23 protein-coding genes are annotated in these 23,984 nt (G+C 69.3%); 18 read left to right on the forward strand and 5 right to left on the reverse strand.

The features are described 5' to 3' along the window. The first annotated feature begins 7 nt into the window (after positions 1 to 7). Positions 8 to 3,022, forward strand: coding sequence for an ATP-binding protein (locus O2L52_RS23530; RefSeq protein WP_270118575.1), 3,015 nt, complete (start codon positions 8 to 10; stop codon positions 3,020 to 3,022). A gap of 36 nt (positions 3,023 to 3,058) precedes the next feature. Here the strand turns inward: O2L52_RS23530 and O2L52_RS23535 are convergent, their stop codons facing one another. The 3 genes from O2L52_RS23535 to O2L52_RS23545 form a co-directional block, all read right to left on the reverse strand. Beyond that, on the reverse strand, positions 3,059 to 3,916 hold the full coding sequence (locus tag O2L52_RS23535) for an ABC transporter permease (RefSeq protein WP_270118576.1): 858 nt from the start codon (positions 3,914 to 3,916) through the stop codon (positions 3,059 to 3,061). Positions 3,917 to 3,946: 30 nt separating this feature from the next. Beyond that, complete coding sequence (locus O2L52_RS23540) at positions 3,947 to 4,906, reverse strand: ATP-binding cassette domain-containing protein (protein ID WP_344473214.1); 960 nt, start codon at positions 4,904 to 4,906, stop codon at positions 3,947 to 3,949. A gap of 101 nt (positions 4,907 to 5,007) precedes the next feature. After that, a complete protein-coding gene (locus O2L52_RS23545) occupies positions 5,008 to 7,410 on the reverse strand; it encodes an HAD-IC family P-type ATPase (RefSeq protein WP_270118580.1) in 2,403 nt (800 codons plus the stop codon). 167 nt (positions 7,411 to 7,577) lie between these two features. On the opposite strand from O2L52_RS23545, the gene proS reads away from it, so the two are divergent. The 15 genes from proS (at position 7,578) to O2L52_RS23620 (ending at position 20,448) form a co-directional block, all read left to right on the forward strand. Next, on the forward strand, positions 7,578 to 8,984 hold the full coding sequence (gene proS, locus O2L52_RS23550; protein ID WP_270118582.1) for a proline--tRNA ligase: 1,407 nt from the start codon (positions 7,578 to 7,580) through the stop codon (positions 8,982 to 8,984). Positions 8,985 to 9,145: 161 nt separating this feature from the next. After that, positions 9,146 to 9,631: a 30S ribosomal protein S16 gene (gene rpsP, locus O2L52_RS23555; RefSeq protein ID WP_270109069.1), complete on the forward strand. Its 486-nt coding sequence runs from the start codon at positions 9,146 to 9,148 to the stop codon at positions 9,629 to 9,631. Continuing rightward, a complete protein-coding gene (locus tag O2L52_RS23560; protein ID WP_344473217.1) occupies positions 9,631 to 9,864 on the forward strand; it encodes an RNA-binding protein in 234 nt (77 codons plus the stop codon). The genes rpsP and O2L52_RS23560 overlap by 1 nt, the downstream gene beginning before the upstream one ends. A 124-nt stretch (positions 9,865 to 9,988) precedes the next feature. Then, positions 9,989 to 10,501, forward strand: a complete 513-nt coding sequence (rimM, locus tag O2L52_RS23565) for a ribosome maturation factor RimM (RefSeq protein ID WP_270118633.1) — start codon at positions 9,989 to 9,991, stop codon at positions 10,499 to 10,501. Beyond that, positions 10,501 to 11,292 (forward strand): tRNA (guanosine(37)-N1)-methyltransferase TrmD, encoded by a 792-nt coding sequence (trmD, locus tag O2L52_RS23570; protein ID WP_270118584.1) that lies wholly within the window; start codon positions 10,501 to 10,503, stop codon positions 11,290 to 11,292. The genes rimM and trmD overlap by 1 nt, the downstream gene beginning before the upstream one ends. Before the next feature lie 86 nt (positions 11,293 to 11,378). After that, complete coding sequence (gene rplS, locus O2L52_RS23575; protein ID WP_270118586.1) at positions 11,379 to 11,726, forward strand: 50S ribosomal protein L19; 348 nt, start codon at positions 11,379 to 11,381, stop codon at positions 11,724 to 11,726. 252 nt (positions 11,727 to 11,978) lie between these two features. Continuing rightward, a complete protein-coding gene (lepB, locus tag O2L52_RS23580) occupies positions 11,979 to 13,172 on the forward strand; it encodes a signal peptidase I (protein WP_270118589.1) in 1,194 nt (397 codons plus the stop codon). Continuing rightward, complete coding sequence (gene lepB / locus O2L52_RS23585) at positions 13,169 to 13,864, forward strand: signal peptidase I (RefSeq protein ID WP_270118592.1); 696 nt, start codon at positions 13,169 to 13,171, stop codon at positions 13,862 to 13,864. The genes lepB (O2L52_RS23580) and lepB (O2L52_RS23585) overlap by 4 nt, the downstream gene beginning before the upstream one ends. Positions 13,865 to 13,868: 4 nt before the next feature. Beyond that, positions 13,869 to 14,522, forward strand: coding sequence for a ribonuclease HII (locus O2L52_RS23590; protein ID WP_270118594.1), 654 nt, complete (start codon positions 13,869 to 13,871; stop codon positions 14,520 to 14,522). Positions 14,523 to 14,667: 145 nt separating this feature from the next. Then, positions 14,668 to 14,970 carry a DUF2469 domain-containing protein gene (locus O2L52_RS23595; protein WP_091040324.1) on the forward strand — a complete coding sequence of 101 codons (303 nt, stop codon included), beginning with the start codon at positions 14,668 to 14,670 and terminating at the stop codon, positions 14,968 to 14,970. Between the two features lie 176 nt (positions 14,971 to 15,146). Next, complete coding sequence (locus O2L52_RS23600) at positions 15,147 to 16,625, forward strand: sensor histidine kinase (protein WP_270118596.1); 1,479 nt, start codon at positions 15,147 to 15,149, stop codon at positions 16,623 to 16,625. A gap of 416 nt (positions 16,626 to 17,041) precedes the next feature. Continuing rightward, a complete protein-coding gene (locus O2L52_RS23605) occupies positions 17,042 to 18,718 on the forward strand; it encodes a nitrite/sulfite reductase (protein WP_344473193.1) in 1,677 nt (558 codons plus the stop codon). Then, on the forward strand, positions 18,715 to 18,951 hold the full coding sequence (locus tag O2L52_RS23610; RefSeq protein ID WP_270118600.1) for a hypothetical protein: 237 nt from the start codon (positions 18,715 to 18,717) through the stop codon (positions 18,949 to 18,951). The genes O2L52_RS23605 and O2L52_RS23610 overlap by 4 nt, the downstream gene beginning before the upstream one ends. 26 nt (positions 18,952 to 18,977) lie before the next feature. Next, positions 18,978 to 19,691, forward strand: coding sequence for a phosphoadenylyl-sulfate reductase (locus O2L52_RS23615; protein ID WP_270118603.1), 714 nt, complete (start codon positions 18,978 to 18,980; stop codon positions 19,689 to 19,691). Further along, positions 19,684 to 20,448, forward strand: coding sequence for a sirohydrochlorin chelatase (locus O2L52_RS23620; RefSeq protein ID WP_270118605.1), 765 nt, complete (start codon positions 19,684 to 19,686; stop codon positions 20,446 to 20,448). Before O2L52_RS23615 ends, O2L52_RS23620 begins: the two co-directional genes overlap by 8 nt. Before the next feature lie 124 nt (positions 20,449 to 20,572). On the opposite strand, the gene O2L52_RS23625 is transcribed toward O2L52_RS23620, so the two are convergent. After that, on the reverse strand, positions 20,573 to 21,022 hold the full coding sequence (locus O2L52_RS23625) for a hypothetical protein (protein ID WP_270118606.1): 450 nt from the start codon (positions 21,020 to 21,022) through the stop codon (positions 20,573 to 20,575). A gap of 32 nt (positions 21,023 to 21,054) precedes the next feature. Here O2L52_RS23625 and O2L52_RS23630 point away from each other — a divergent pair, with 32 nt between their 5' ends. Beyond that, the gene (locus O2L52_RS23630; protein ID WP_270118608.1) at positions 21,055 to 22,008 is read left to right on the forward strand and encodes a diacylglycerol/lipid kinase family protein; all 954 of its coding nucleotides are present in this window, start codon (positions 21,055 to 21,057) and stop codon (positions 22,006 to 22,008) included. 812 nt (positions 22,009 to 22,820) lie between these two features. Further along, complete coding sequence (locus O2L52_RS23635) at positions 22,821 to 23,084, forward strand: WhiB family transcriptional regulator (protein ID WP_205326283.1); 264 nt, start codon at positions 22,821 to 22,823, stop codon at positions 23,082 to 23,084. Positions 23,085 to 23,517: 433 nt separating this feature from the next. Here O2L52_RS23635 and O2L52_RS23640 read toward each other — a convergent pair whose 3' ends face one another. After that, on the reverse strand, positions 23,518 to 23,970 hold the full coding sequence (locus O2L52_RS23640) for an ATP-binding protein (protein ID WP_270118612.1): 453 nt from the start codon (positions 23,968 to 23,970) through the stop codon (positions 23,518 to 23,520). Positions 23,971 to 23,984 lie beyond the last annotated feature (14 nt).

Below are 23,984 nucleotides of genomic sequence, written 5' to 3' on the forward strand. Positions count from 1 at the left end.
TGGTCGAGTGACCATCCTGATCGGCCGCGACCATCCGGCGGCGGCCCTCCGCTCGGCCGTCCAACGCACCGTCCACAGCCACGGCGGGCTCGCGCTCGTCACCGGCGAGGCGGGCATCGGCAAGTCCACGCTCGTCACCGACATCGCCGCCGCCTTCCGCGGCGAGCTCACCGTCGCCTTCGCCACCTCCTGGGAGTCCGAGGCCGTCCCCGACCACTGGCTCTGGGTCCAGGTCCTGCGCTCGCTCCGCGCCCAGCTCGGCGACGAGACCTGGCAGGAACTCCACCCCGCGCCGCCCGTCGCCGCCCTCCTCGGCCTGGGCGACGGCTCCGCGCCCGCCCAGTTCGAGCTCTACGACGCCGTCACCCAGATCCTGATCAGCGCCTCCCAGCGCGGCCCGGTTCTCGTCGTCCTCGACGACCTCCACTTCGCCGACCCCGGCAGCCTCGAACTGCTCAAGTTCGCCTCCCAGCACACCTGGTTCGAGCGCGTCCTGTTCGTGGCCACCTACCGCGACTCCGAGATCGACCCCGGCCACCGCCTGCGGGCCCGGATGCTGCCGCTCGTCGCCAAGGCGACCATGATCAGCCTCGAAGGGCTCGACGAGCACGGCGTCGCCGAACTCTGCCGCACCACCGTCGGCGACGCGCCCGACGCCGACACTGTCGCCGAGATCACCCGCCGCACCGGCGGCAACCCGTTCTTCGTTGAGCAGACCGCGCAACTGTGGGCCTCCGGGCAGCGCGTCGACGCCACCACCGCCGGGATGCGCGACGCGCTCCAGCGCCGCATCGACCAGCTCCCCGAACCCCTCGTCAGGATGCTCACCCTCGCCTCGGTCGGCGGTCGCGAGTTCCACGCCGGCGTCATGTCCCAGGCCTCCGGGCTCGACCTCCACCGGATCGAGTCCGCGCTCGACGCCGCCTGCCAGACCCGGCTCGTGCGCCGCGAGTCCGACCGGTACGTGTTCGTCCACGACCTCGTGCGCGAGACCCTCTACAACACGATGACCAGTGACGAGGCCGCCCACCACCACGGGTGCATCGTGCGCGCCCTCGTCGCCGACGAGTCGCTGCAGAAGCTCATGCTCTCCACCGAGATCGCCCACCACGCCTGGCTCGCCGGAGACGACCTCGACCCCGTGATCGCCGTCGAGTTCCTCGAGCGGGCCGCCACCGAGTCCCGCGGCTGCCTCAGCGCCCCCGGCGCCGAGAAGTACTTCCGCCGCGCCCTCGAACGCTGCACCCCCGCGATGGTGCGGCGCAGGATCCTCCTCCGCCTCGAACTGGCCGGCACCGTCAAATGGCTCCAGCGCGAAGAGGAGTCCTGGAAGCTCTACGACCAGGCCGTCCTCGAGGCCCGCGACTCCGGCGACCCGATGCTGCTCGCCCGCGCCGCCATCGAACTGCCCCAGAACGAACGCGTGGACGCCCTGTGCCGCCTGAAGGCCGACGCGTACGAGGCGCTCGCCGGGAAGCGCCCCGACCCCGCCCTCGACCACGACGGCCTGACCCGGCAGCTCAACTACGAGTTCCTCATGGCCGCCAGGCAGACCGGCGACGACGAGGAGGTCGCCTTCGGCCTGTGGGCCACGCACTCGGTCGACTGGGGCCCGGGCACCGCCGCCGCCCGCCAGGTCATCGTCGAAGAGCTCGACGAGATCACCCGCCGCACCGGCGACGTCGACATGCGCCTGTTCGCCGCCTCCCTGCGCTGGGTCGCGATGCTCGAGCAGGGCGACCCCGCCTTCCGCTCCCAGGTCGACCTCTTCTGCGCCCTCGCCGAGAACAGCGACTCCGAGCGCTGGCACAGCGGGGCCGACATCGACCACGCCGTCATCGACATCGTGCAGGGCCGCTGGGACTCCGCCGCCGAACGCATCGACAAGGCCTACGCCGTCGCCGGCGACGACCCCATGAACGACCACATGATGCGCCACCTCCGCTGGGAGCTCGCGTTCGCGCGCGGCGAAGCGCCCGAGCCGGCTCCCGACTCGTGGCGGACCCACTTCGGGGTATGGCACTCAGACCTGCTCACCGGCCTGAGCGCCGTGCGCCGCGGCGACCTCGACGAGGCCCACCGGGTCAAGGCCCGCCTCGACGGCGAGGCCGACCCGCACGACGCCTGGGTCTCCCTGCGCCTGCGCTTCGAGGTCGAACTCGCCGCCGCCGAAGGCGACACCGAAGCCATCGCGGCACTGCGCGAACGGCTCGAACCCCACGAAGGCGAATGGCTCGTCGCCCTATGGGGCAGCAGCGTCCACGGCCCCATCAGCCACTGGCTCGGCGTACTCGCCGCCGCCTCCGGCGACCACGCCCGCGCCACAGCGCACTTCGCCGCCGCGATCGAGCAGGCCGAGCGGCTCGACGCCCCGCCCTGGGCCGAGGCCGCCCGCAGCGCCCTCGCCGAAATCGCCGCCCCCGCACCGGAACCCGAGCGCCGCACCGCGGCCGCCACCGGCGCGGTCTTCCGCCGCGACGGCTCCACCTGGACGCTCCGCTACGAAGGCCGCGGCGTCCACCTCCCGCACACCAAAGGCCTCGCCGACCTGCACCGGCTCCTGCAGCGGCCTGGCGTCGAAGTCAGCGCCGTCGACCTCTTGGCAGTGCCCCTGAACGACCTCGAAGGCGGCGAAGCGGTCACGGCCGACGCCCGCCTCGGCGGCGACGACCTCCTCGACGCCGAAGCCCGCGCCCGCTACCGCGACCACCTCGAGACCCTCGACGAGCAGATCGACACCGCCGCAGCACTCGGCGACGACGCCCGAGCCGCCCGCCTCGACGCCGAACGCCAGGCCCTCATCGAGCAGCTCAAAGCCGCCACCGGCCTCGGCGGCCGCTCCCGCCGCCTCGGCGACAACGCCGAACGCGCCCGCAAGAGCGTCACCAACCGCATCCGCAACACCCTCAAGAAGATCGAGGCCGTCCACCCCGCGCTGGCCCGCCACTTGAGCGCCGCCGTCGCCACCGGCTCGGCCTGCGTCTACCGGCCCGAAACCGAAGCGCCCCACTGGGAGCTGTGAACGCGGACGGGGCCGGGTGTTGTTCGAATGAAGCTCTTACTTGCGGTTGTAGGCCCTGATCGTCAGGAACCCGAAGACCGCGATGAAACCGGCCGACCAGATCAGCGTCGTGACCACCGAAGCGGAGTCCACGTTGCCGTCGAACAGGCCCCGCACGCCGTCGACCAGCTGGCTGATCGGCGTGTTCTCGACGATCGGCTGCAGCCAGCCGGGCATCGTCGACGGGTCCACCATGATGTTCGACAGGAACGTCATCGGGAACATGATCGACATCGAGATCGACATGACGGTCTTCTCCGACCGCGTGATCAGGCCCAGCCAGGTCCACAGCCACGAGAACGCGAAGCAGAACAGCAGCAGCAGCCCCACGCCCAGCAGCACGCCGACCGCGCCGCCGTCGGGCCGGTAGCCCATGATCAGGCCCGTGCCGAACATGACCGCTCCCGCTGCGGCGTAACGGAACACGTCCGCCAGCAGGTACCCGACCATCGGCGCGGCCCGCCAGATCGGCAGCGTCCGGAACCGGTCCGAGACGCCCTTGTTGATGTCGATGTTCACGCTCATGCCCGTGTACATCGTGGTCATCACGATGCTCATCACCATGATGCCCGGCAGCAGGAACTGCAGGTAGTCACCAGTGCCGCCGGCGATCGCGCCGCCGAACAGGTACGTGAACATCAGCAGCATCATGATCGGGAACAGCAGGATGTCGAACGCCTGCTCGGGCACGTGCTTGATCTTCAGCATCGAGCGCCAGGCGAACGCCCGCGCCGAGGCGAACGCGCTCGGCGCCGCCGGCCGCTCGCCGGTGGCCAGGAGCCTGCGCAGGTGTTCCTTCTCGACCGGTGCCGGAGCGTCGACATCGGACTTCGTGTTGGGTTGCGTGACAGTCATTGCGAGTTCCTTCCTGAAAGTCCGTAGGGGTTAGGCGTCGACTTTGTTCGTCAGCGAGAGGAAGACCTCGTCGAGGCTCGGCTGGCCGAGCGAGAAGTCGTCCACGAGGATGCCGGCGCGGGCGAGCTCGCCGAGGGCGTGCGAGCCCTGCTCGGCGGTGTCCTGGCCGGGGGCCAGGCGCGCGGTGAGCGCCACCGGGTCGTCGTCGAACGCGACTTCCCCGGCCAGTGCCTCGGTGAGCACCTTCTGCGCGTGCTCGCGCTGGTCGGCGTGGTGCAGCCGCACCCGGATCGAACCCGCGCCCACCGAGGACTTCAGCTGGCCCGGCGTGCCCTCGGCGATGACCTTGCCGGTGTCGATGACCGCGATGCGGCTCGCCAACTGGTCGGCCTCCTCCAGGTACTGGGTCGTCAGCAGCACCGTGGTGCCCTCGCCGACGATCGTCCGGACCACGTCCCACACCTGGTTGCGGCTGCGCGGGTCCAGGCCCGTCGTCGGCTCGTCCAGGAACAGGAGCTTCGGCGTCACGATGATCGACGCGGCGATGTCCAGACGCCGGCGCATACCGCCCGAGTACGCCTTCACCAGCTTGCCGCCCGCGGCGGTCAACCCGAACGCCTCCAGCAGGTCCGCGGCGCGCGACCGCGCCGCCGGCTTCCCGTAGCCGTACAACCGCGACAGCAGCACCAGGTTCTCCAACCCGGTCAGGTCCTCGTCCAGCGACGCGTACTGCCCGGTGAGGCTCACCTGGGACCGCACCGAAGCGGCGTCCGAGATCAGATCGCGGCCGAACACGGTCGCATTGCCGGCGTCCGGACGCAGCAGGGTGGCCAGCATCCGAACCGTGGTGGTCTTGCCGGCCCCGTTCGGGCCGAGCACGCCGTAGACCGTGCCGGCCGGGACCTCGAGGTCCACGCCGTCGACCGCCTTGACGTCTTTGAAGTGCTTGACGAGCCCTTCGGCTCGGATCGCGAGGTCGCGCTGCGACATGTCCGCCTCCTGGATGGTCTGCTCAGTTGCTCTCATCCAGAAGGCGCTACGCGCACGCCACGGCCCCCGCTACATCCGATGTAGCGGGGGCCGGAGCCTTGCTAGTCCTTGAGGTGCTTGGGCCGCACGACCAGCCAGAACAGCAGCGCCGCCACACCCGAGCCCACCGCGATCGCCGCCGCTGTGGTGTTCCACACACCCGGCAGCTCCAGCTCGTAGAACGCCGCGAGCGGCGGCACCGCGATCACCGTCACGAACGCCGCCGCGCAGCCCCCCACCAGGACGACCTTCCACCACACGTACGGCTTCGCCACGATCGCCAGCGCCGTCAGCGCCAGGCAGAACAGCGTGATCGCCGCCGTGGTCTGCGGCAGCTGCGAATCGGTGCCGTCGTGCGCCAGCGACAGCAGGTACACGATGAACGTGGGCACCGCGCAGCAGATCCCGGCCGGGATCGCGAACTTGAGCACCCGCCGCACGAAGTTCGGCCGCGCCCGCTCGAACGTGGGCGCGAGCGCCAGGAAGAACGCCGGCAGCCCGATCGTGAACAGGTTGATGAGCGACTGGTGGATCGGCAGGAACGGGTACGGCAGCGCGTCGTTCCCCGTGGCCCACGCCGAGATCGCGCCCACCGCGACGAACAGCGCCAAAGCGATCGCGTAGACCGTCTTCGTCAGGAACAGGTTCGAGACCCGCCCGATGTTGCCGAGCACCCGCCGGCCCTCGTCCACCACGTGCGGCAGCGTCGCGAACTCGTCGTCGAGCAGCACCACCTGCGCGACCGAGCGCGCCGCCGCCGAACCCGAGCCCATCGCGATGCCGAGGTCGGCGTCCTTGAGCGCCAGCACGTCGTTCACGCCGTCGCCGGTCATCGCCACGGTGTGCCCGCGCGACTGGAGGGCCTTCACGAACGCCTGCTTCTGGTGCGGCTTCACCCGGCCGAAGATCGTGGCCCGCTCGAGCAGGTCCGCGAGCTCCTCCGGGTCCTCCGGGAGGCGGCGCGCGTCGACCGTGTCGGCCGCGCCGTCCACGCCCAGCTGCGCCGCGACCGCGCCGACCGCGGCGGGGGAGTCGCCGGAGATGATCTTGACCTTGACGCCCTGCTCCTTGAAGTAGGCCAGGGTGGCCGCGGCGGTCTCGCGCAGGCGCTGGCGCAGGACCACGAGGGCCTGGGCCTTGACGCCGCTGACCCCGCCGGTGGTGGAGGCGGACTCGGCGGTGACGAGGGCGAGCACGCGCAGGCCCTGGGCGGCGAGCATGTCCGCTTCGAGGGCGACGGGGTCGCCCTGGTCGAGGAGGATGTCGGGCGCGCCGAGGAGCCAGGTGCCGTTGTCGGTGAAGCGGGTGCCGCTCCACTTGCGGGCGGAGGAGAACGGCATGACGTCGATGACGCGCCAGTTCGGGTTGCCGACCTCGCGTTCGCGCAGGTACTCGGCGACGGCCTGCATGGTCGGGTTGGGGCTGTCGTCGGCGGCGGCCAGGGCGGCGAGCGCGGTGTCGACGCCGGTGGCGTCGGTGCCGTTGATGGGGCGGATCTCGTCGACGTCCATGCCGCCCTCGGTGAGGGTGCCGGTCTTGTCCAGGCACAGCACGTCGGTGCGGGCGAGGCCCTCGATGGCGGGCAGTTCCTGGACGAGGACGTGGCGGGTGCCGAGGCGGATGACGCCGACGGCGAACGCGACGGAGGTGAGGAGCACCAGGCCCTCGGGGATCATCGGCACGATGCCGGCGACGGTGCGGACGATGATCTCGCGCCAGTTGGCGGCGTCGGCGAGCTGGCTGACGATGAGCAGCAGCGCGATCGGGACGATGAGCCAGTTGATGAGCTTGATGAAGCGGTTGATGCCCTCGCGCAGCTCGGAGCGGGCCAGGGTGAACTTGCTGGCCTCCTCGACGAGCTTGGCGGCGTAGGAGTCCGCGCCGATCTGCTCGGCCCGGAAGAGGCCGGTGCCGGCGACGGCGAAGGAGCCGGAGCGGACCTCGTCGCCGGGGGTCTTGGCAACCGGGTCGGCCTCGCCGGTGAGCAGCGACTCGTCGATCTCGAGGTTGCGGGACTCGACGACGGGGCCGTCGACGACGATCCGGTCGCCCGGTTCGACGTAGACGAGGTCGTCGCGGACGATCCGGTTCGGCTCGATCTCCTGGATCTCGCCGTCGCGCAGGACCTTCGCGTTCGAGCGGTTCATCAGCGAGAGCTTGTCGAGGGTGCGCTTGGCGCGCAGCTCCTGGATCGTGCCGATCGCGATGTTGGCGATGATGACGCCGGCGAAGAGCCCCTGCTTCAGGCCTTCGAACAGGCCCTCCTCCATCGCGGTGAAGCCGATCGCGATCGCGGCGAGCACGGCGATGACGGCGTTGAGCGGTGTGAAGAAGTTGGCGCGGAGAATGGCGGAGAGCGGTCGACTGGTGTGGCGCTTGGCCTCGTTGACGGCTCCGGCCTCGACGCGTTCGGCCACCTCGGCGGCCGTCAGGCCGCGGTCACCTGCCAGCATGGGTGTTGTCACGTCGACAGCTTATGCGACTGATGCCGTCCTGTATCACCACCGAAGGACGGAGGCGCCTGTTTCGGACCTCCTCCATTCGACCGAGGCGTTCGGTCATGGAGACGCGGCCCCCAAGCGGTCTCATCCGATTGCGGCGCCAATGGGCGCGACCACTAGAATCGCTGATTATGGCCAATGTACTCACACCGCAGGGCGAGGACTTTCCTCGCTGGTACCAGGACGTCATCGCCAAGGCCCAGCTGGCCGAGAACGGCCCGGCGAAGGGCTCGCAGGTGATCCGACCGACCGGTTTCGCCCTGTGGGAGCGCATGGTCGACGAGATGGACGCCCGCATCAAGGAGACCGGCACGGAGAACGCCTCGTTCCCGCTGCTCATCCCCGAGTCCTACTTCACCCGCGAGGCCGACCACGTCGAGGGCTTCGCCCCCGAGCTGTGGATGGTCACCCACGGCGGCGGCAAGGAGCTCGAGGAGAAGCTGGCGATCCGGCCCACCTCGGAGACCATCATCGGCGAGTACATGTCGAAGTGGGTCAACTCCTACCGCGACCTGCCCCTGCTGCTCAACCAGTGGTGCAACGTGATGCGCTACGAGCTGCGCACCCGCCTGTTCCTGCGCTCCTCGGAGTTCCTGTGGCAGGAAGGGCACACCGTCCACGACAGCTACGAGGACGCGCACGCCTTCACGCTGCGCATCCTCCACGAGGTCTACGCCGACTTCATGGAGAACGTGCTGGCGCTGCCGGTGCTGCGCGGCATCAAGACCGAGGCCGAGCGGTTCGCCGGGGCCCTCAACACCTTCGCGGTCGAGGCCCTCATGCGCGACGGCAAGGCCCTCCAGATGGGCACCTCGCACGAGCTGGGCCAGAACTTCGCGAAGGCCTTCGACATCCAGTTCCAGGGCAAGGACGGCAAGCAGGCCTTCGGCTGGACCACCTCCTGGGGCACCTCGACCCGCATGGTCGGCGGCCTCATCATGGGCCACGGCGACGACGCGGGCCTGCGGGTGCCGCCGAAGCTCGCGCCCGTGCAGGTCCTCGTCATGGTCGTCAAGGACACCGAAGAGGTCCAGGACGCCGCGCGGAAGGTCTACGACGAGCTCAAGGACGCCGGGATCCGCGTGAAGCTCGACCACCGCGGTGATGTGGCGTTCGGCCGCCGCGCCGTGGACGCCGAGCTCAAGGGCTACCCCGTGCGCATCGAGATCGGCCCCCGCGACCTCAAGAACGGCGAGGCGACCATCGCCAGCCGCGTCGAGGGCACGAAGCAGACCGTCCCGATCGGGATGCTCGCCGAGGCCGTCGCCGCCGCCCTCCAGGGCGCCCAGGACCAGCTGTGGGACGAGGCCGTGGCGCGGCGCGAGTCGCTCACGAACGACGTGTCCACCGTCGAGGAAGCGGTCGAAGCCGCCCAGACCGGATACGCCCGCCTCCCCTGGGACGCCTGCGGCGTCGAGGGCGAGCAGCGGGCCGCCCAGTCGGCGGTCACGGTGCGCGTGCTCCAGCGCGAGGACGGCTCAGTGCCGGACTCCCTGGATGAGTCGGGTCTCATCGCGTACCTCGCGCGTTCGTACTGATCACCCGATGCGCTAGACTCGGTCGCTGTACATGAGCTTTGGGACGGAAGCCCTCTCAACTACCGTGACGCAAGGCCAAGTTTCGGCGCGAACGAAATCCGGAGTAATTCCCCTGGACGTCGTGCGCGCTAACGTGATCCTTACTACAGGAGTAACAAAACGTGGCAGTTAAGATTCGCCTCACGCGAATGGGGAAGATCCGTACTCCCCAGTACCGTATCGTCATCGCCGACTCGCGCGTCAAGCGCGACGGCAAGGTGATCGAGAACGTCGGGATCTACCACCCGAAGGAGAACCCGTCCCGGATCGAGGTCAAGTCCGACCGCATCCAGCACTGGCTCTCGGTGGGCGCCCAGCCGTCCGACACCGTCAAGGCCATCCTCCGCAAGACCGGCGACTGGCAGCAGTTCAAGGGCCTGCCCGCGCCGGCCCCGCTGAAGGTCGCCGAGCCCAAGCCGGAGAAGGAGAGCCTCTACGTGGCCGCCCTCAAGGAGTCGGGCATCGACCCCTCGAAGGCGTACGTCTCGGAGGAGGCCGCCAAGGCCGCGCCGAAGTCGAAGAAGTCCGCCGCCAAGGCCGACGAATCGGCTAAGACTGAAGAGGTCGAGGCCGCTGCCGACGAGGCCTCTGAGACCAAAGGGGAGTAATCGTGCTGCGACCGGCGCTTGAACACCTTGTCAAAGGCATCGTCGACAATCCTGACGACGTCCGTGTCCGTCTGGTCGATTCCCGCCGCGGCAAGCGGCTCGAGGTCCGGGTCAACCCGGAGGACCTCGGGACCGTGATCGGCCGCGGGGGTCGCACCGTCAACGCACTGCGCCAGGTCATCGGCTCGATCGGCGGCAAAGGCATTCGTGTCGAAGTCGTCGATTCCTACTGAGTCTTATTCGGCTCTGCAACATTTACGGCTTGCAAGCTGCGCCGTGACGGCCCCGGGGTTCCCTCGGGGCCGTTCCGGCGTTTTACAGGTAGTACCGCCAAAAAGGGGTTTTCTCTTGTCTGAAGTGCTGGTCGTCGGCCGGATCGTGCGCCCGCACGGCCTGCGCGGCGAAGTCGTCGTCGAGGTCCGCACCGACGATCCCGAGACCCGGTTCCAGCCCGGCGTCGAATACCAGACCAAGGGCGGCCAGCTCAAGGGCGCGCCGCTCAAGGCCGTCACGGTGCGCTGGCACCAGGGCCGGCCCATGATCGGGTTCGAGGGCCACTCGGACCGCAACGCCTCCGAACTGCTGCGCGGCGTGCTGCTCAGCGTCGAGGTCGAAGAGGAAGAGCTGGTCGCCGAAGAGGACGAGGTCCACGACACGCTGCTCCTGGGCCTCACCGTGGTCGACAAGGAGGCCGGCGAGGTCGGCACCGTGAGCCGCATCGACCACGGCGCCGCCTACGAGACCCTCGTCGTCAAGCGCCAGGGCCGGACGCCGGCGCTCATCCCGTTCGTCGCCGACATGGTGGTCGAGGTCGACCTCGAGGCCGGGATCGTCAACGTGGACCTGCCGCCGGGCCTGCTGGACCTCTGATGAAGATCGACGTCGTCACGGTCTTCCCCGAATACCTTCAGCCGCTTGACCTCTCGCTCATCGGGCGCGCCCGCGAGCGCGGGATGATCGACCTCACCGTCCACGACCTGCGCCGCTGGACCCACGACGTGCACCACTCGGTGGACGGCGCCCCCGCGGGCGGCGGCGCCGGGATGGTCATGAAGCCGCAGCCGTGGGGCGAGTGCTTCGACGAGCTCATCCCCGAAGCGCCGACCGGCGCCGCCGGGCCTGCGAAGCCGCGCCTGCTGGTGACCAGCCCCGCGGGGCGGCCCTTCACGCAGGCCATGGCGCACGAGCTCGCGGCCGAGCCGTGGCTCATGTTCGCCTGCGGCCGCTACGAGGGCATCGACCAGCGGGTCGTCGACTACGCGGCCGACCGCATGGAGGTCACCGAGGTCTCCATCGGCGACTACGTGCTCTTCGGCGGCGAGGTCGCGGTGCTCGCGATCATCGAGGCCGTCACCCGGCTCGTGCCCGGCGTCCTCGGCAACGCGGCGTCGCTCGACGACGAGTCGCACACCGCCGGGGTCCTGGAGGCCCCCGCATACACCCGCCCGGCGGAATGGCGCGGGTACGAGGTGCCGCCCGTGCTCCTCTCGGGGGACCACGGCAAGGTCGACCGCTGGCGGCGTGAGCAGGCACTCCTTCGCACCGCGCGGGCCCGCCCGGATTTGCTGGAGCGGCTCGACCCGGGTAGCCTCGACAAACGTGACCGGCTCCTCCTCGAAGGGGTCGGGTTCGCCCTGCCCGAGCAGGGTGTGGCAGAGTAGGTGAGTTCCCGTGACGTGCCGTTCGTTCAAGCGGTACCTCTCCCGGCAGGACTTCTGAGCATTACCAACCAAGAGGACCGAAACCAATGAACATTCTGGATGAGCTGAACGCCGCCTCCATGCGCGCCGACGTGCCGGACTTCCGTCCCGGCGACACCGTCAAGGTGAACGTCCGAGTCCAGGAAGGCGCCCGGTCCCGTGTCCAGGTGTTCCAGGGCGTCGTCATCCGCCGCCACGGCGCGGGCATCGGCGAGACCTTCACGGTCCGCAAGCTGAGCTACGGCATCGGCGTCGAGCGCACCTTCCCGGTGCACGGCCCCATGGTCGACACCATCGAGATCGCCATGCGAGGCAAGGTCCGCCGCGCGAAGCTGTACTACCTGCGCGACCGCAAGGGCAAGGCCGCCAAGATCAAGGAGAAGCGCGAGCTCTAAGCCGCGTCGCTCCACCGCCGGTCTCCGGCACGAGCTTTCGGAAAACCCCGGGCATCGCCCGGGGTTTTTCGCTGCCCGCACTCGGTGATGCTTGCGAGCCGACCATGAGCACGGTCGGCGAAGCTTGCGAGCCGAGCATGAGCACGGTCGGCGAAGCTTGCGTGCTGACCATGAGCGCAGCCGGAGCCGGGCACGAGCCCAGGCGGCGAAGCTTGGGAACCGAGCAGGAGCACAGTCCGCTACCCTCAGCACATGAGTCCTGGTACCCCCGGCGGGGGGAAGGGGCCCCGCCGCATCGGTTGGGACCGCCTCCCCGGTCCCGGCGGCCCGGACGCCCCGCCACCCGCTCCTGCGCGCCCTCCCGGCGCGCCGTCCCCGATCGTCGGATCCGGCTCCAGCACCGAGTCGACGCACCGCCTCCGCAAGGACCTCGACGCGACCCGCACATTCCGCCGCCCGGAGACCCCTTCGGCCGCCCACGACCGCGTGGCCGCCGAGCGCGAACGGGTGAGCGCGGTCGGGCGCGCCACCGCCTCCGACGACCACGTCGCGGAGGAGCCGAGCGGGAAGCCCAAGGGCGGCAAGGGGTCCGAGAGCCGCCTCTCGCAGCCGCACAAGCGCCAGTACCTGTCGCTGTGGGTCGAGCTGCCCCTGCTGCTCGTCATCGCGTTCTCGGCGGCCGTGCTGCTGCGCACGTTCGCCGTGCAGCCCTTCTACATCCCTTCCGGGTCGATGGAGCAGACCCTCCAGGAGGGCGACAAGGTCCTCGTCCTCAAGCTCACGAACACGCTGCGCACCCCGCAGCGCGGCGAGGTCGTGGTCTTCCGCGGCACCGACTCCTGGGACCCCGAGTACCGGCCGGCCACCGGCGACGACGGCGCGTTCTCGGCCTTCACCACCGGCGTGCTCGACCTCATCGGCCTCGCGAAGCCCGATGAGAAGGACTTCATCAAACGGGTGATCGCGGTCGGCGGCGACACCGTCTCCTGCTGCGACGAGGACGGCAATGTGGTCGTCAACGGCGTGTCCCTCCACGAGGACGCGTACGTCTACGAGAACTCGCCGCTGGAGATCGAGCCCGGCGTGTGCGGCGCGCGGCGCTTCGAGGAGCTCACCGTGCCCGAAGGCGAGGTCTGGGTCATGGGCGACCACCGCGGCGACTCCTCGGACTCCCGATGCTCGGGCACCGTGCCGGTGGAGAACATCATCGGCCGCGCCATCGCCCTCGTCTGGCCCACCGACCGCGCCCGCGAACTCGAGATCCCCGACGCGTTCGACGTCCTCGACGAGACCGGCGAGGCGGCGGGGGAGCAGTCCGCCTCCGGGACCGTGGGTGACGGCGTGCCCGCAGGCTGGAATACCGCCTGGCAGCAGCCGCCTTCCTTGCCCGGCACGGTGATGCTGGCCCATGGGTCGAGAGCGCGACCGCGTAGACTCGGACCGTGATCGATGAAGGGCAAGCGCCCGGCGCTGACGGTGAGAGCGCCGAGGAGACCTCCAAAGAACAGCAGCCCAAGAAGAAGGGATCGTTCTGGAAAGAACTGCCGATCCTGCTCGGCGTCGCCATTCTCGTGGCGATCGTGGTGCGGACCTGGGTCGTCCAGACCTATTACATCCCTTCCGGTTCGATGGAGAACACGCTCCTGATCAACGATCGGGTGCTCGTCAACAAGCTCGTCTACGACTTCTCCGAGCCCGAGCGCGGTGAGATCATCGTCTTCACCGCCCCCGAGTCCTGGCGCTCGGTCATGGAGGAGGACGAGTTCATCAAGCGCGTGATCGCCGTGGGCGGCGACCACATCGTCGCCGACGACGAGGGCAACATCACGATCAACGGCGAACCGCTCGAAGAAGAGTCCTACCTGTACACGAACCCGATGACGGGTGAGCAGGACCTCTCCTCGCAGGACCCGTTCGACGTGGTCGTGCCGGAGGGCCGCCTGTGGGTCATGGGCGACCACCGCTCGGCCTCGGGCGACTCGCGCGAGCGGTACGTGCGCACCGGCGGCGACATCGATTCCTCGACGATCCCGGTGGACGCCGTCATCGGCAAGGCTTTCGTGCTGTTCTGGCCGGTCGACGACTTCACCTGGTTCAAGATTCCCGCGACCTTCGACGACGTCCCGGCGCCGTCCTGAGCCCATGCTCCGTCCCGCTCCCTCCCGCATCAGGCGCGACGGCGACCTGTACGCGCTGGAGGCCGCGCTGCACCGGCGCGGCCTCGGCCCGGTCGCCGGAGCCGACGAGGCGGGCCGCGGCGCCTGCGCCGGACCGCTGGTCGTGGCGGCCGTGCGGCTGCCGCCGAGCGCGCGGTTCGACGAGCTCAACGACTCCAAGCTGCTCACCGAGGCCGCCCGCGAGCGGGTCTTCGAGCGGCTGCGGCGGTCCCAGGCCGAGATCAGCGTGGTCGCGTACGGCCCCGACGAGATCGACCGGCGCGGCATCGCCGTCTGCAACCTCGAGGGCATGCGGGTCGCGGTCGCGCGCTTGCCCGAGCGGCCCGGGTACGTGCTCACCGACGGCTTCGCGGTGCCGGGACTGCCCGGCAGCCTGGGTGTGGTCAAAGGCGACCGCACTGCCGCGTGTGTAGCGGCTGCGGGCGTGGTCGCCAAGGTCACGCGGGACCGGATCATGGTCGAAATCGACCGCGACCACCCCGAATACGGGTTTGCTATCCACAAGGGATACAGCACGGCGATGCACGAGGCGGCGCTGCGGCGCTTCGGCCCGTGCGAACTGCACCGCAAGTCCTATGCGAACGTCGCCGCGCGCGTCGCCCCGGCCGCCCGGGTTTGAACGGGTTTGGCGGCACCGGCCGAGGTGAAACCAGGACACCGCGACCGCATCGTTTTGCGGCTTCGCCGCCGTTCGCTGCGAGAGCCGCGAGCGGACCGGGGCACCCGCGCACTATCGTGGGAACCGTCGTTGAGAAGGAGGAGCGTTGAGCGCCGAGGACCTCGAGAAGTACGAGACCGACATGGAGCTGCAGCTGTACCGGGAGTACCGGGACATCGTGCGGCAGTTCACCTACGTCGTCGAGACCGAGCGGCGGTTCTACCTGGCCAACGCTGTCGAAGTCCACGTGCGGGGGGCCGACGCCGAGACCTACTTCGAGGTCGAGATGAGCGACGCGTGGGTCTGGGACATGTACCGCCCGGCCCGCTTCGTCAAGCACGTGCGGGTCTTGACCTTCAAAGACGTGAACGTCGAGGAGCTGGATAAGCCCGACATGACCCTCCCGTAGCAGGGGGTAGAGCGCCGTTGAGGTCAGGGCGGGCCGCAGCCTCAGAACAAATCTGGGCAGCGGCTCGCTCGTTCGCAAGTACCGCTCCGCTTTCGTGCCGGCTCCTCACGACCCTTGTCGGATTTGCCCTGAAACGGCCCTTAGGTCAAGGTGGATCGGTCGCTAACATTGGACCGGTGTCCACTCTCCGCGACGTCATCAGCGCGCATACCGACCTGACCTCGAACTCCGCGGCGCACCTGCAGCGGCTCGTGGCCGAATGGCAGCTCCTCGCCGACCTCTCCTTCGCCGACTTCCTGCTCTGGGGCGCGGTCAAGGACCACCCCGGCCGGTACGTCTGCCTCGCGCAGGTCCGGCCCACCACCGGCCCGACCGCCTACGAGGAGGACCAGGTCAACCGCATCCTCGAAGGCGAGGACGCCCAGCACCTGCACATCGCCTTCACCGAGGGCCGGATCTTCCGCGAGGGCGACCCGGTCTGGCGCGGGGACGTCGCCGCCCGCCACGAGGCCATCCCCGTGCGCCGCCGCGACCGCCGCGAGGTCATCGCCGTGGCCGCCCGCGACACCAACCTCTCGGACACCCGCAGCCCCTCCCACCTGGAGCTGAACTACCTCAAGACCGCCGACTACCTGGTGCAGATGCTCACCGACGGCGGCTTCCCGCCGCCGCTGCTGCCCGGCGAGCCGACCACCGCGCCGCGCATCGGCGACGGCCTGGTCCGCATCGGCTCGGACGGCCTCGTCCGCTACGCCTCGCCGAACGCGCTCTCCGCCTACCGCCGTATGGGCGTCACCGGGCACCTGCGCGACCGCGACCTCGCCGAACTCACCCGCAGCCTGCCGTCGAACTCCGACGTGGGCGCGGACGCGGCCCGCCGCATCGCCGACGCGCTCGCCGGGGGCACCCCGCGCCGCAAGGAGATCGAGTCCAAGGGCGCCACGGTGCTCATGCGCGCGCTGCCGCTGCGCCCGGGCGGCAAGGCCGCCGGCGCGCTCGTGCTCGTGCGCGACATCACCGAGGTCCGCCGCCTCGACCGCGAGCTGGTCACCAAGGACGCCACAATCCGCGAGATCCACCACCGCGTCAAGAACAACCTCCAGACCGTCGCCGCGCTGCTGCGGCTTCAGGCCCGGCGGGTCGGGTCCCCGCAGGCTCGCCAGTCGCTCGAGGAGTCGGTGCGTCGCGTCGCGTCGATCGCGCTGGTCCACGAGACCCTCTCGCAGTCGGGCGACGAGTCGGTCGGCTTCGACCAGATCGTCGACCGCGTCGCCTCCATGGCCGTCGAGGTCTCGGTCGCCGAGTCGAAGGTGACGCTCCGCCGGGAGGGCACCTTCGGGGTCCTGCCGAGCGAGTACGCGACGCCGCTGGTCATGGTCGTCAACGAGCTCATCCAGAACGCGGTCGAGCACGCCTACCCGCCCGGGCAGGACGGCGAGGTCGTCATCAACGTCGCCCGCGACGGCGACCACTTCCGCGTCACCGTCTCCGACCAGGGCAAGGGCCTCCCCGACGGCTTCCGCATCGCCGGCTCCACCCGCCTGGGGCTCCAGATCGTGCACACCCTGGTCACCGGCGAGCTCCGCGGCACCATCGACATGCGCCCTCGCGCCGAAGGCGGCACCGAGGCCGTTGTCGACTTCGCCCTGCAGTGACGAAGGAACGGAGCGGGCGAAGCAGAGAGCGCAGCGCCCTGCAGTGACGAAGGAACGGAGCGGGCGAAGCAGAGAGCGCAGCGCCCTGCAGTGACGAAGGAACGGAACGGGCGAAGCGGCAAGCACAGCGCCCTGCAGTAGTGAAGCGCAACGCACTTCGACAAGCGCGCGAAGTGAGCCGGGCCGGTCATGTGACCGGCCCGGCTCCTGTATGTGACGGTCCGTCCAAGCAGCGGGACGACAGATGCCAGGCGCTGAGATGTGTGGCATGCTTGCAGGCATGTCTCGCGCACATGGGCTCCGACTGGTGGCACGCCGCCACGTCGACTTCTGCCGTGTGTTCAGCGCCGCCTGTCTGATGCGCCGCTAAATCCTTCCGGCATTCTGCCGTTGAACCACGCCACACCTGTGTCCGCATGAGGAGAACTGTGCCAACGCCAACGCGCAAACCGTCCCGCCCGAAGGGCCAAGGCCAGTGGGCCCTGGGCCACCGGGAGCCGCTCAACAAGAACGAGCAGTCCAAGAAGGACGACAACCCGCTCAACGTGCGCCAGCGCATCGAGGGCGTCTACGCCCATCGCGGTTTCGACTCCATCGACCCGGCCGACCTGCGCGGACGCTTCCGCTGGTGGGGCCTGTACACCCAGCGCAAGCCCGGCATCGCCGGCGGCAAGACCGGCATCCTCGAAGAGGAGGAGCTGGACGACAAGTTCTTCATGATGCGCGTGCGCATGGACGGCGGCCAGCTCAACCTGGCGCAGCTGCGCACCATCGCCGGGATCTCCAAGGAGTTCGGGCGCGACACGGCCGACGTCACCGACCGCGAGAACGTCCAGTACCACTGGATCCGCGTCGAGGACGTCCCCGAGATCTGGCGCCGCCTCGAGGCCGTCGGTCTCGACACCCAGGAGGCCTGCGGCGACTGCCCGCGCGTCATCATGGGCTCGCCGGTCGCCGGCGTCTCGACCGAAGAGGTCATCGACCCGACCCCGCAGATCCAGGAGATCTACGACCGGTTCATCGGCGACAAGAGCCTCTCCAACCTGCCGCGCAAGTTCAAGTCGACCATCGGCTGGCTGCCCGACAGCCCGTACGAGGTCAACGACATCTCGCTCATCGGCGCCCACCACCCCGAGCACGGCCCCGGCTTCGACCTCTACGTCGGCGGCGGCCTCTCCACGAACCCGATGTTCGCCCCCCGCCTCGGCGTCTGGGTCTCCCAGGACGACATCGTCGAGGTCTGGGTCAACGTGGTCCGCATCTTCCGCGACTGGGGCTACCGCCGCCTGCGCACCCGCGCGCGCTTGAAGTTCCTCGTCAAGGACTGGGGCGCGGAGAAGTTCCGCGAAGTCCTCGAGTCCGACGCGTACCTCGGCCGCAAGCTCCCCGACCTCGAGCAGCCCCCGGTCCCCGAGAAGCTCCTCGACCACATCGGCGTCCACAAGCAGACCGACGGCAAGTACTACATCGGCGTCGCGCCGGTCGTCGGCCGCGTCTCCGGCACCATCCTCGACCAGCTCGCGGACATCGCCGAGAAGTACGGCTCCGACCGCGTGCGCGCCACCCCGCTCCAGAAGCTCCTGCTCCTGGACGTCCCCGAGGACAAGGTGCGCGACGCGGTCGTGGACCTGCGCGCCATCGGGCTCGAGGCCGAGCCGTCCAACTGGCGCCGGGCCACCATGGCCTGCACCGGCATCCAGTTCTGCAAGCTCGCCATCGTCGACACCAAGGACCGCGCCCGCGACCTCGTCGAGGAGCTGGAGAAGCGTGTCCCCGAACTCGACGTGCCGATCTCCATCCATGTCAACGGCTGCCCCAACGCCTGCGCCCGTACTCAGACCGCGGACATCGGCCTCAAAGGACAGCTCGTCACCGACGAGGCCGGCGACCAGGTCGAGGGCTTCCAGGTCCACCTCGGCGGCGGCCACGCCTCCGCGGCGAGCCTCGGCCGCAAGTCCCGCGGCCTCAAGGTCGCCTCGGCCGACCTCGGAGACTATGTGGAACGCCTCACCAGGCGCTACCTCACCGCCAGGTCGGAAGGCGAGACCTTCGCCCAGTGGGTCCACCGGGCCGACGATGCGGAATTGCAGTGACAGCACGCGTCGTTCCTTACTACTGCCCCTACTGCGGCGAGGAAGACCTCACGCCGTACGAGCCCGAAGCCGACAGCGCGGTCGACTTCGGTCATGGCGAAGCTGGCGGAGCCATGAATGTGCGCGGCCGGTGGCACTGCGCGGACTGCACCCGCGTCTTCGCCGTCAAATACCACGGGATGGCCGCCGCACCGGTGTACGCGGCACCGCCCACGGGCCCGGCGCCCGAATGAAGTACCCCCGATCGGAGTGAAGCAGCATGAGCAGCAGCACAGGGAACGAGAGAGACCCCTTCGAACTCCGTGACCTCGCGATGGAAGCGGGGAAGCGCCTTGAAGACGCCACGGCCCACCAGATCCTCGAGTGGGCGGTCGGCGAGTTCGGCGAGCGCTTCTGTGTGACCTCCTCGATGGCCGACGCCGCCGTGGTCCACCTCGCCAGCGAGGTCGCCCCCGGCATCGACGTCGTCTTCCTCGACACCGGCCTGCACTTCCCCGAGACCCTCGAAGTCCGCGACTTCGTGGCCGCCACGATGAACGTGAACGTCCGGTCGATCCAGCCCGACCAGTCGGTGCTGGCCCAGGACGCCGAGTTCGGTCCGCGCCTGTTCGCGCGCGCCCCCGACGAGTGCTGCTCGCTGCGCAAGGTCCTGCCGCTCAACGCGGCCCTGGCCGACTACGACGGCTGGGCCACCGGCCTGCGCCGGGATGAGGGCCCGTCCCGCGCCAACACGCGCGTGGTCGACTTCGACCTCTCCCGCCGCAAGGTCAAGGTCTCCCCGATCGCGAAGTGGACCGAGGCCGACCAGGAGGCGTACATCGAGCGCCACAACATCCCGGTCAACCCGCTGCTCAAGGACGGCTTCCGCTCCATCGGCTGCTGGCCCTGCACCCGGCGCACCGAGCCGGGCGAGGACCCGCGCGCCGGCCGCTGGGCCGCGTTCGACAAGACCGAATGCGGACTGCATGTCTGACGACACCACGCTGGAAACCGACGCGGCCGCCGCGTCGGATTCCAGCGTGTCCGCCGTTTCGGATGCCGAAACGGCGCACTCGGAGCCGCCGCGGCCGATCGTCCTGGTCGCCCACGGCAGCCCCGACCCGCGCTCCCCGGAGGCCGTCCGCGCGATTGCGCGGGCGGCCGGAGCGGACGTGGGGTTCCTGGAGTTCAATGAGCCGCACCCGGTCGAGGTCCTGCGGGGCCTCGCCGACACCGGCGTCACCGCCGCAGTCGCCTTGCCGCTGCTGCTGACCGACGCCTACCACTCCCGGACCGACCTGCCCGACGTCGCCAAGCGCGCCGAGGAGTCCCGCCCGGGGCTCGCGGTCGCGGTGGCCCGCCCGGTGGGCGACCTGTCGCTCGCGAAGACACTCGTCCGCGACTTGCCCTTCGGCATCGACGGCCTGGTGGTCTGCGCCGCCGGCACCCGCGTCGACGAGGGCCGCGCACACGTGGCGGCCGTGGCCGCCGAAGCCGGCCGCCTGCTCGGCGTCCCGGCCGGACCGGGCTTCGCCTCCGGCCCCGGCCCGAAAGCCGGCGAGACCGTCGACGCACTCAAAGCCCAAGGGGCCCAGCGCATCGCAGCGGTCTGCTACTTCATCGCCCCGGGACTGCTGTGCGACACGGCGGTCGAGTCCGCCCGCGAAGCCGGCGTCGTCCACGTCGGCGAACCCCTCGGCACGGCACCGGAACTCATCGACCTCATCGCAAAGCGAGCCGCTGCGGCGTAAGCCGTTCCATTGGTAGAGCGCCTGGTTGTGGTCCAAGAAGATCGCGGATCCGCTACTCGCTGCCGGGCCGGCCACTCGGCTCAGCTACGGCGCTGGCTATCGGCTCGCGCCGCTGTGCTTCCTACTATTCGGCTCCGCCGAAAGGCCGCCGCTCGCCGAACCCGACCGCGCGCCGCGTCGGCCCGCTGAGGGCCAGCCCGACGATCGCCGCCGCCAGTGCCCAGGCCGCGATCCCGATGACCGGGTGGGCCGCTTCCCGGAGGTAGTACCCGACCGGAAGCCAAAGGAGCCCTTGGAATACCGCCTGCGCGATGACGTCGTCCATCCGCAGCAGCCGGCGCCCGATGAACCAGTAGTAGAGCGCGCCGAGGAATGCGATCAGTGCGACGCCGACGGCGCCGCCGACGGTGTCCACCTGGCCCATCACGATCTGTGCCAGGCCCCACACTCCCGCGGCAGCGAGTCCCGTTGCGAGGAGCCAGAACAGGATCGCCGCGGCGGTCAAGGTCCAAGGACGGTCACCGGAACCGGGGGTTTCGGTGACCGCGCCCATGTCGGCATCGGTTTCGTTCACACGCCAACCGTATCCCGGGCTACGCTGCGCCTATGCGCGACCTGAAAGCAGCGCCACAGCGTGGTCTGCTCATCGTGAACCCGAAGGCCTCCACCGGCTCGCGCCGACGCACGCGCTGGGTGAGGAAGAAGCTCGACGAGGTGCTCGATCTCGAGGTCGAGGTGACCCGGCGGCGCGACCACGCGGAGATCCTCGCGAAGCGGGGGGCGGACAAGGGTTACGACGTCGTCCTGAGCCTCGGCGGCGACGGCACGGTGAACGAGGTCGTCAACGGCCTGGTGGCCGGCGGCCGTCCGGCCGAGGAGGCCCCGATCTTCGCGCCGATCCCGGCCGGTTCCACGAACGTCTTCGCGCGGGCCCTCGGGCTGCCTTGGGACCGCCGCAGGGCTTCGCTGGCGATCGTGGCGGCCTTGGAGGAGCGGCGGGTGCGCACGGTGAGCCTCGGGCGGGCGACCGGTGACGACGTCGACCGGCTCTTCACGTTCTGCGCGGGACTGGGCTGGGACGCGTCGATCATCAAGAAGGTCGAGTCGTACCGCAAGAAGCGCAACCTCGGCGCGCACTATGCGCGCGCGGTGATGGCGGAGCTGAACGAGCATGGGGTGGAAGGGGACACCATTGAGGTGGAACTCTCAACCGGTGACGCGGACCTCTCGGAAGGGATGGTCGTGGTGCAGAACTGCGCACCGTGGACCTATCTCGGTACCCTTCCGGTGAATCTCAACGCGCGGGCATCCTTTAATGCTGGACTTGATGTCCTGGTTCTGCGTAAACTTGGCCTGTCGGACGCCGCGATGACCGCCGCTTCACTGCTGGTGGGTCGGGACGGGCCCGACGGCAAACACGCGGTGACGCATCACGATCTCTCCAGGATCAGACTGCGCGCTTCGCTGCCTCAGGCCTTCCAGCTCGACGGGGACTATCTCGGAGAGCGAACCGAAGTGGAACTCAGCTCGGTTCCGGAGGCGCTGCGGGTGGCCTGCTAACAACTTGGGAAAACCTCAAGGTGGGTGTTGACAAGTCAACCGTGAGCAGGCAAGGTTGATTTCGCCATCCCTACCGGGACGGCACGAGACTTACAACCGAATATCGTATTTTCGGTGCGTATAGACCGGGCATTCGGTGGGTACTCACGCCTTGGCGAAGTTGCAAGCCTTAACTTTGTCAGACCCTGGCGAACTTCCGAGCGTGGTAAGCAAGCCAACGTTGAGTACCAGTGTGTCAAACCGGTTCGACTCGCTGTCACCGACCCCGGCGTTTTCTGTTCGGGCGAGTGTGGCGGAGGCCGCCACGAGGATCCGCGGTAGGGATTCCGGCGGTATGGTGGAACGAGTTCCGCGAGTCTTCTTCGAGGTACAGCCCGGTGAGTTCACTCACTTAGAGCTGATTTCCCGAGTCGAACCCTTGACAAATCCCGAGCTTGTGAAAGTATTCACAAGGTAGGTCGGGTCAGAGAGATGCGGACTCATCAGTCGCCACTTGGGCGACCGACGCCGTAGGCGGGTGTGCTCCCCGATGCCCTGGCGTTCAGCAATGACGCTGATGCGAGAGTGCTCCGAACTCGCGGTGACAACGATTCCCTTTGCCGGGAAACGGGTCCCGCGTCGAGCGCTCACTGTGTCGCCCGCGAAGGTGCGACCGTCACACCAGTTTCCGTGACGGACGCGGCGCGGCACGCATGCGAAGCGCGTCTTGAACGCCGCCGCGGCCGCAACGGCCCGCGAAACGCCCGAACCGCAAGAGCTGTTCATAACACCGTGAAAGCGAAACGCTTGATGCTTAGCAAGGAGATGTTTTGATGGATTGGCGCCACGAGGCCATCTGCCGTGACGAGGACCCCGAGCTGTTCTTCCCGATCGGGGACACCGGACCGGCACTGACGCAGATCGAGCAGGCGAAGAACGTCTGCCGGCGCTGCCCGGTGACCGAGGAGTGCCTGCGGTGGGCGCTCGAGTCCGGTCAGGACGCGGGCGTCTGGGGTGGCATGAGCGAGATCGAGCGCCGCGAGCTGAAGCGTCGCTCGGGTGCGCTGCGCACGTTGGCGACCCAGGTCGTCGGCTAGCACCGCCGCGCAATCCCTTGATTTAGTCCATCCCTCGAAAATTTGTGACAACAGAAGCTTGGAAGGCCCGGCGGGTTCCGCCGGGCCTTCAAGCTTGCACGGACGCGAAGATTCCTCGATCTGAAGGCTCCCCTGTCTACCCAACGTATCGGAGGGGTACGACACTCTTCGGCGTGAAGGCGTGAAGGCGTGAAGGCGTGAAGGCGTGAAGGCGTGAAGGCGTGAAGGCGTGAAGGCGTGAAGGCGTGAAGGCGTGAAGGCGTGAAGGCGTGAAGGCGTGAAGGCGTGAAGGCGTGAAGGCGCTGCGAGCGGTTCGGCGGGCAGCGCCGTGCGACTCACGCGGCGCTGGGAAGGGCCCCCGGTTGCAAGGATGCCGCGGGGGTGCGACATTTCGACGTGTCCGGGGGACACGCTTTCGGGTGAATCGCGTCCGCTAGTAGATCTGGTGGCGGTGGGTGTCGGCGTCGGCTTCGGTGGCCGGGCGACGCTGGGAGATCGTGATCGTCGTGGTCGAGTCCTCGACGTGGGCGTCGACCTCGTCTGTGAGGGCCCTGAGGACCTGCCACTGATATGAGCCCGCATCGGGTAGGGGCTCGCCCTTGGGGCGGCTCAGGGCGATCTGGAGGGTCTCTTCGCCGACCGCGAGGCGGCAGTGGAGGGGCTGGTCGCCCGACTTCCGGCGGAACGGGCGCGGGCGCCCGGGCTCGGCGGGGATCAGGAGCGCCACGGCGGCGTTGACCGCCGCCCGGAGGTCCTCGATCTCGTCGAGCGAGAACCCGAGCCTGGTCGCCACCGCCGCGGTCGCGGTCGGCAGGACCGACAGGTAGTCGCCCGTCGAGGGCACGTCGAGCAGCAGCACGTCCTCGCGCTCATCGCTCACCGGCATCGCCGCTTCCTGTG

Origin of the sequence: Glycomyces algeriensis (assembly GCF_027622855.1) — a bacterium.
Taxonomy (GTDB): Bacteria; Actinomycetota; Actinomycetes; order Mycobacteriales; family Micromonosporaceae; genus Glycomyces; species Glycomyces algeriensis.

Excerpts from the sequence above, each read along its gene's own strand:
- O2L52_RS23535 (WP_270118576.1), bottom strand. The coding sequence starts at position 3,916 with ATGACTGTCACGCAACCCAACACGAAGTCCGATGTCGACGCTCCGGCA.
- O2L52_RS23540 (WP_344473214.1), bottom strand. The coding sequence starts at position 4,906 with ATGTCGCAGCGCGACCTCGCGATCCGAGCCGAAGGGCTCGTCAAGCAC.
- proS (WP_270118582.1), top strand. The coding sequence starts at position 7,578 with ATGGCCAATGTACTCACACCGCAGGGCGAGGACTTTCCTCGCTGGTAC.
- trmD (WP_270118584.1), top strand. The coding sequence starts at position 10,501 with ATGAAGATCGACGTCGTCACGGTCTTCCCCGAATACCTTCAGCCGCTT.
- rplS (WP_270118586.1), top strand. The coding sequence starts at position 11,379 with ATGAACATTCTGGATGAGCTGAACGCCGCCTCCATGCGCGCCGACGTG.
- lepB (WP_270118589.1), top strand. The coding sequence starts at position 11,979 with ATGAGTCCTGGTACCCCCGGCGGGGGGAAGGGGCCCCGCCGCATCGGT.
- O2L52_RS23590 (WP_270118594.1), top strand. The coding sequence starts at position 13,869 with ATGCTCCGTCCCGCTCCCTCCCGCATCAGGCGCGACGGCGACCTGTAC.
- O2L52_RS23605 (WP_344473193.1), top strand. The coding sequence starts at position 17,042 with ATGAGGAGAACTGTGCCAACGCCAACGCGCAAACCGTCCCGCCCGAAG.
- O2L52_RS23615 (WP_270118603.1), top strand. The coding sequence starts at position 18,978 with ATGAGCAGCAGCACAGGGAACGAGAGAGACCCCTTCGAACTCCGTGAC.
- O2L52_RS23620 (WP_270118605.1), top strand. The coding sequence starts at position 19,684 with ATGTCTGACGACACCACGCTGGAAACCGACGCGGCCGCCGCGTCGGAT.
- O2L52_RS23630 (WP_270118608.1), top strand. The coding sequence starts at position 21,055 with ATGCGCGACCTGAAAGCAGCGCCACAGCGTGGTCTGCTCATCGTGAAC.
- O2L52_RS23635 (WP_205326283.1), top strand. The coding sequence starts at position 22,821 with ATGGATTGGCGCCACGAGGCCATCTGCCGTGACGAGGACCCCGAGCTG.
- O2L52_RS23640 (WP_270118612.1), bottom strand. The coding sequence starts at position 23,970 with ATGCCGGTGAGCGATGAGCGCGAGGACGTGCTGCTGCTCGACGTGCCC.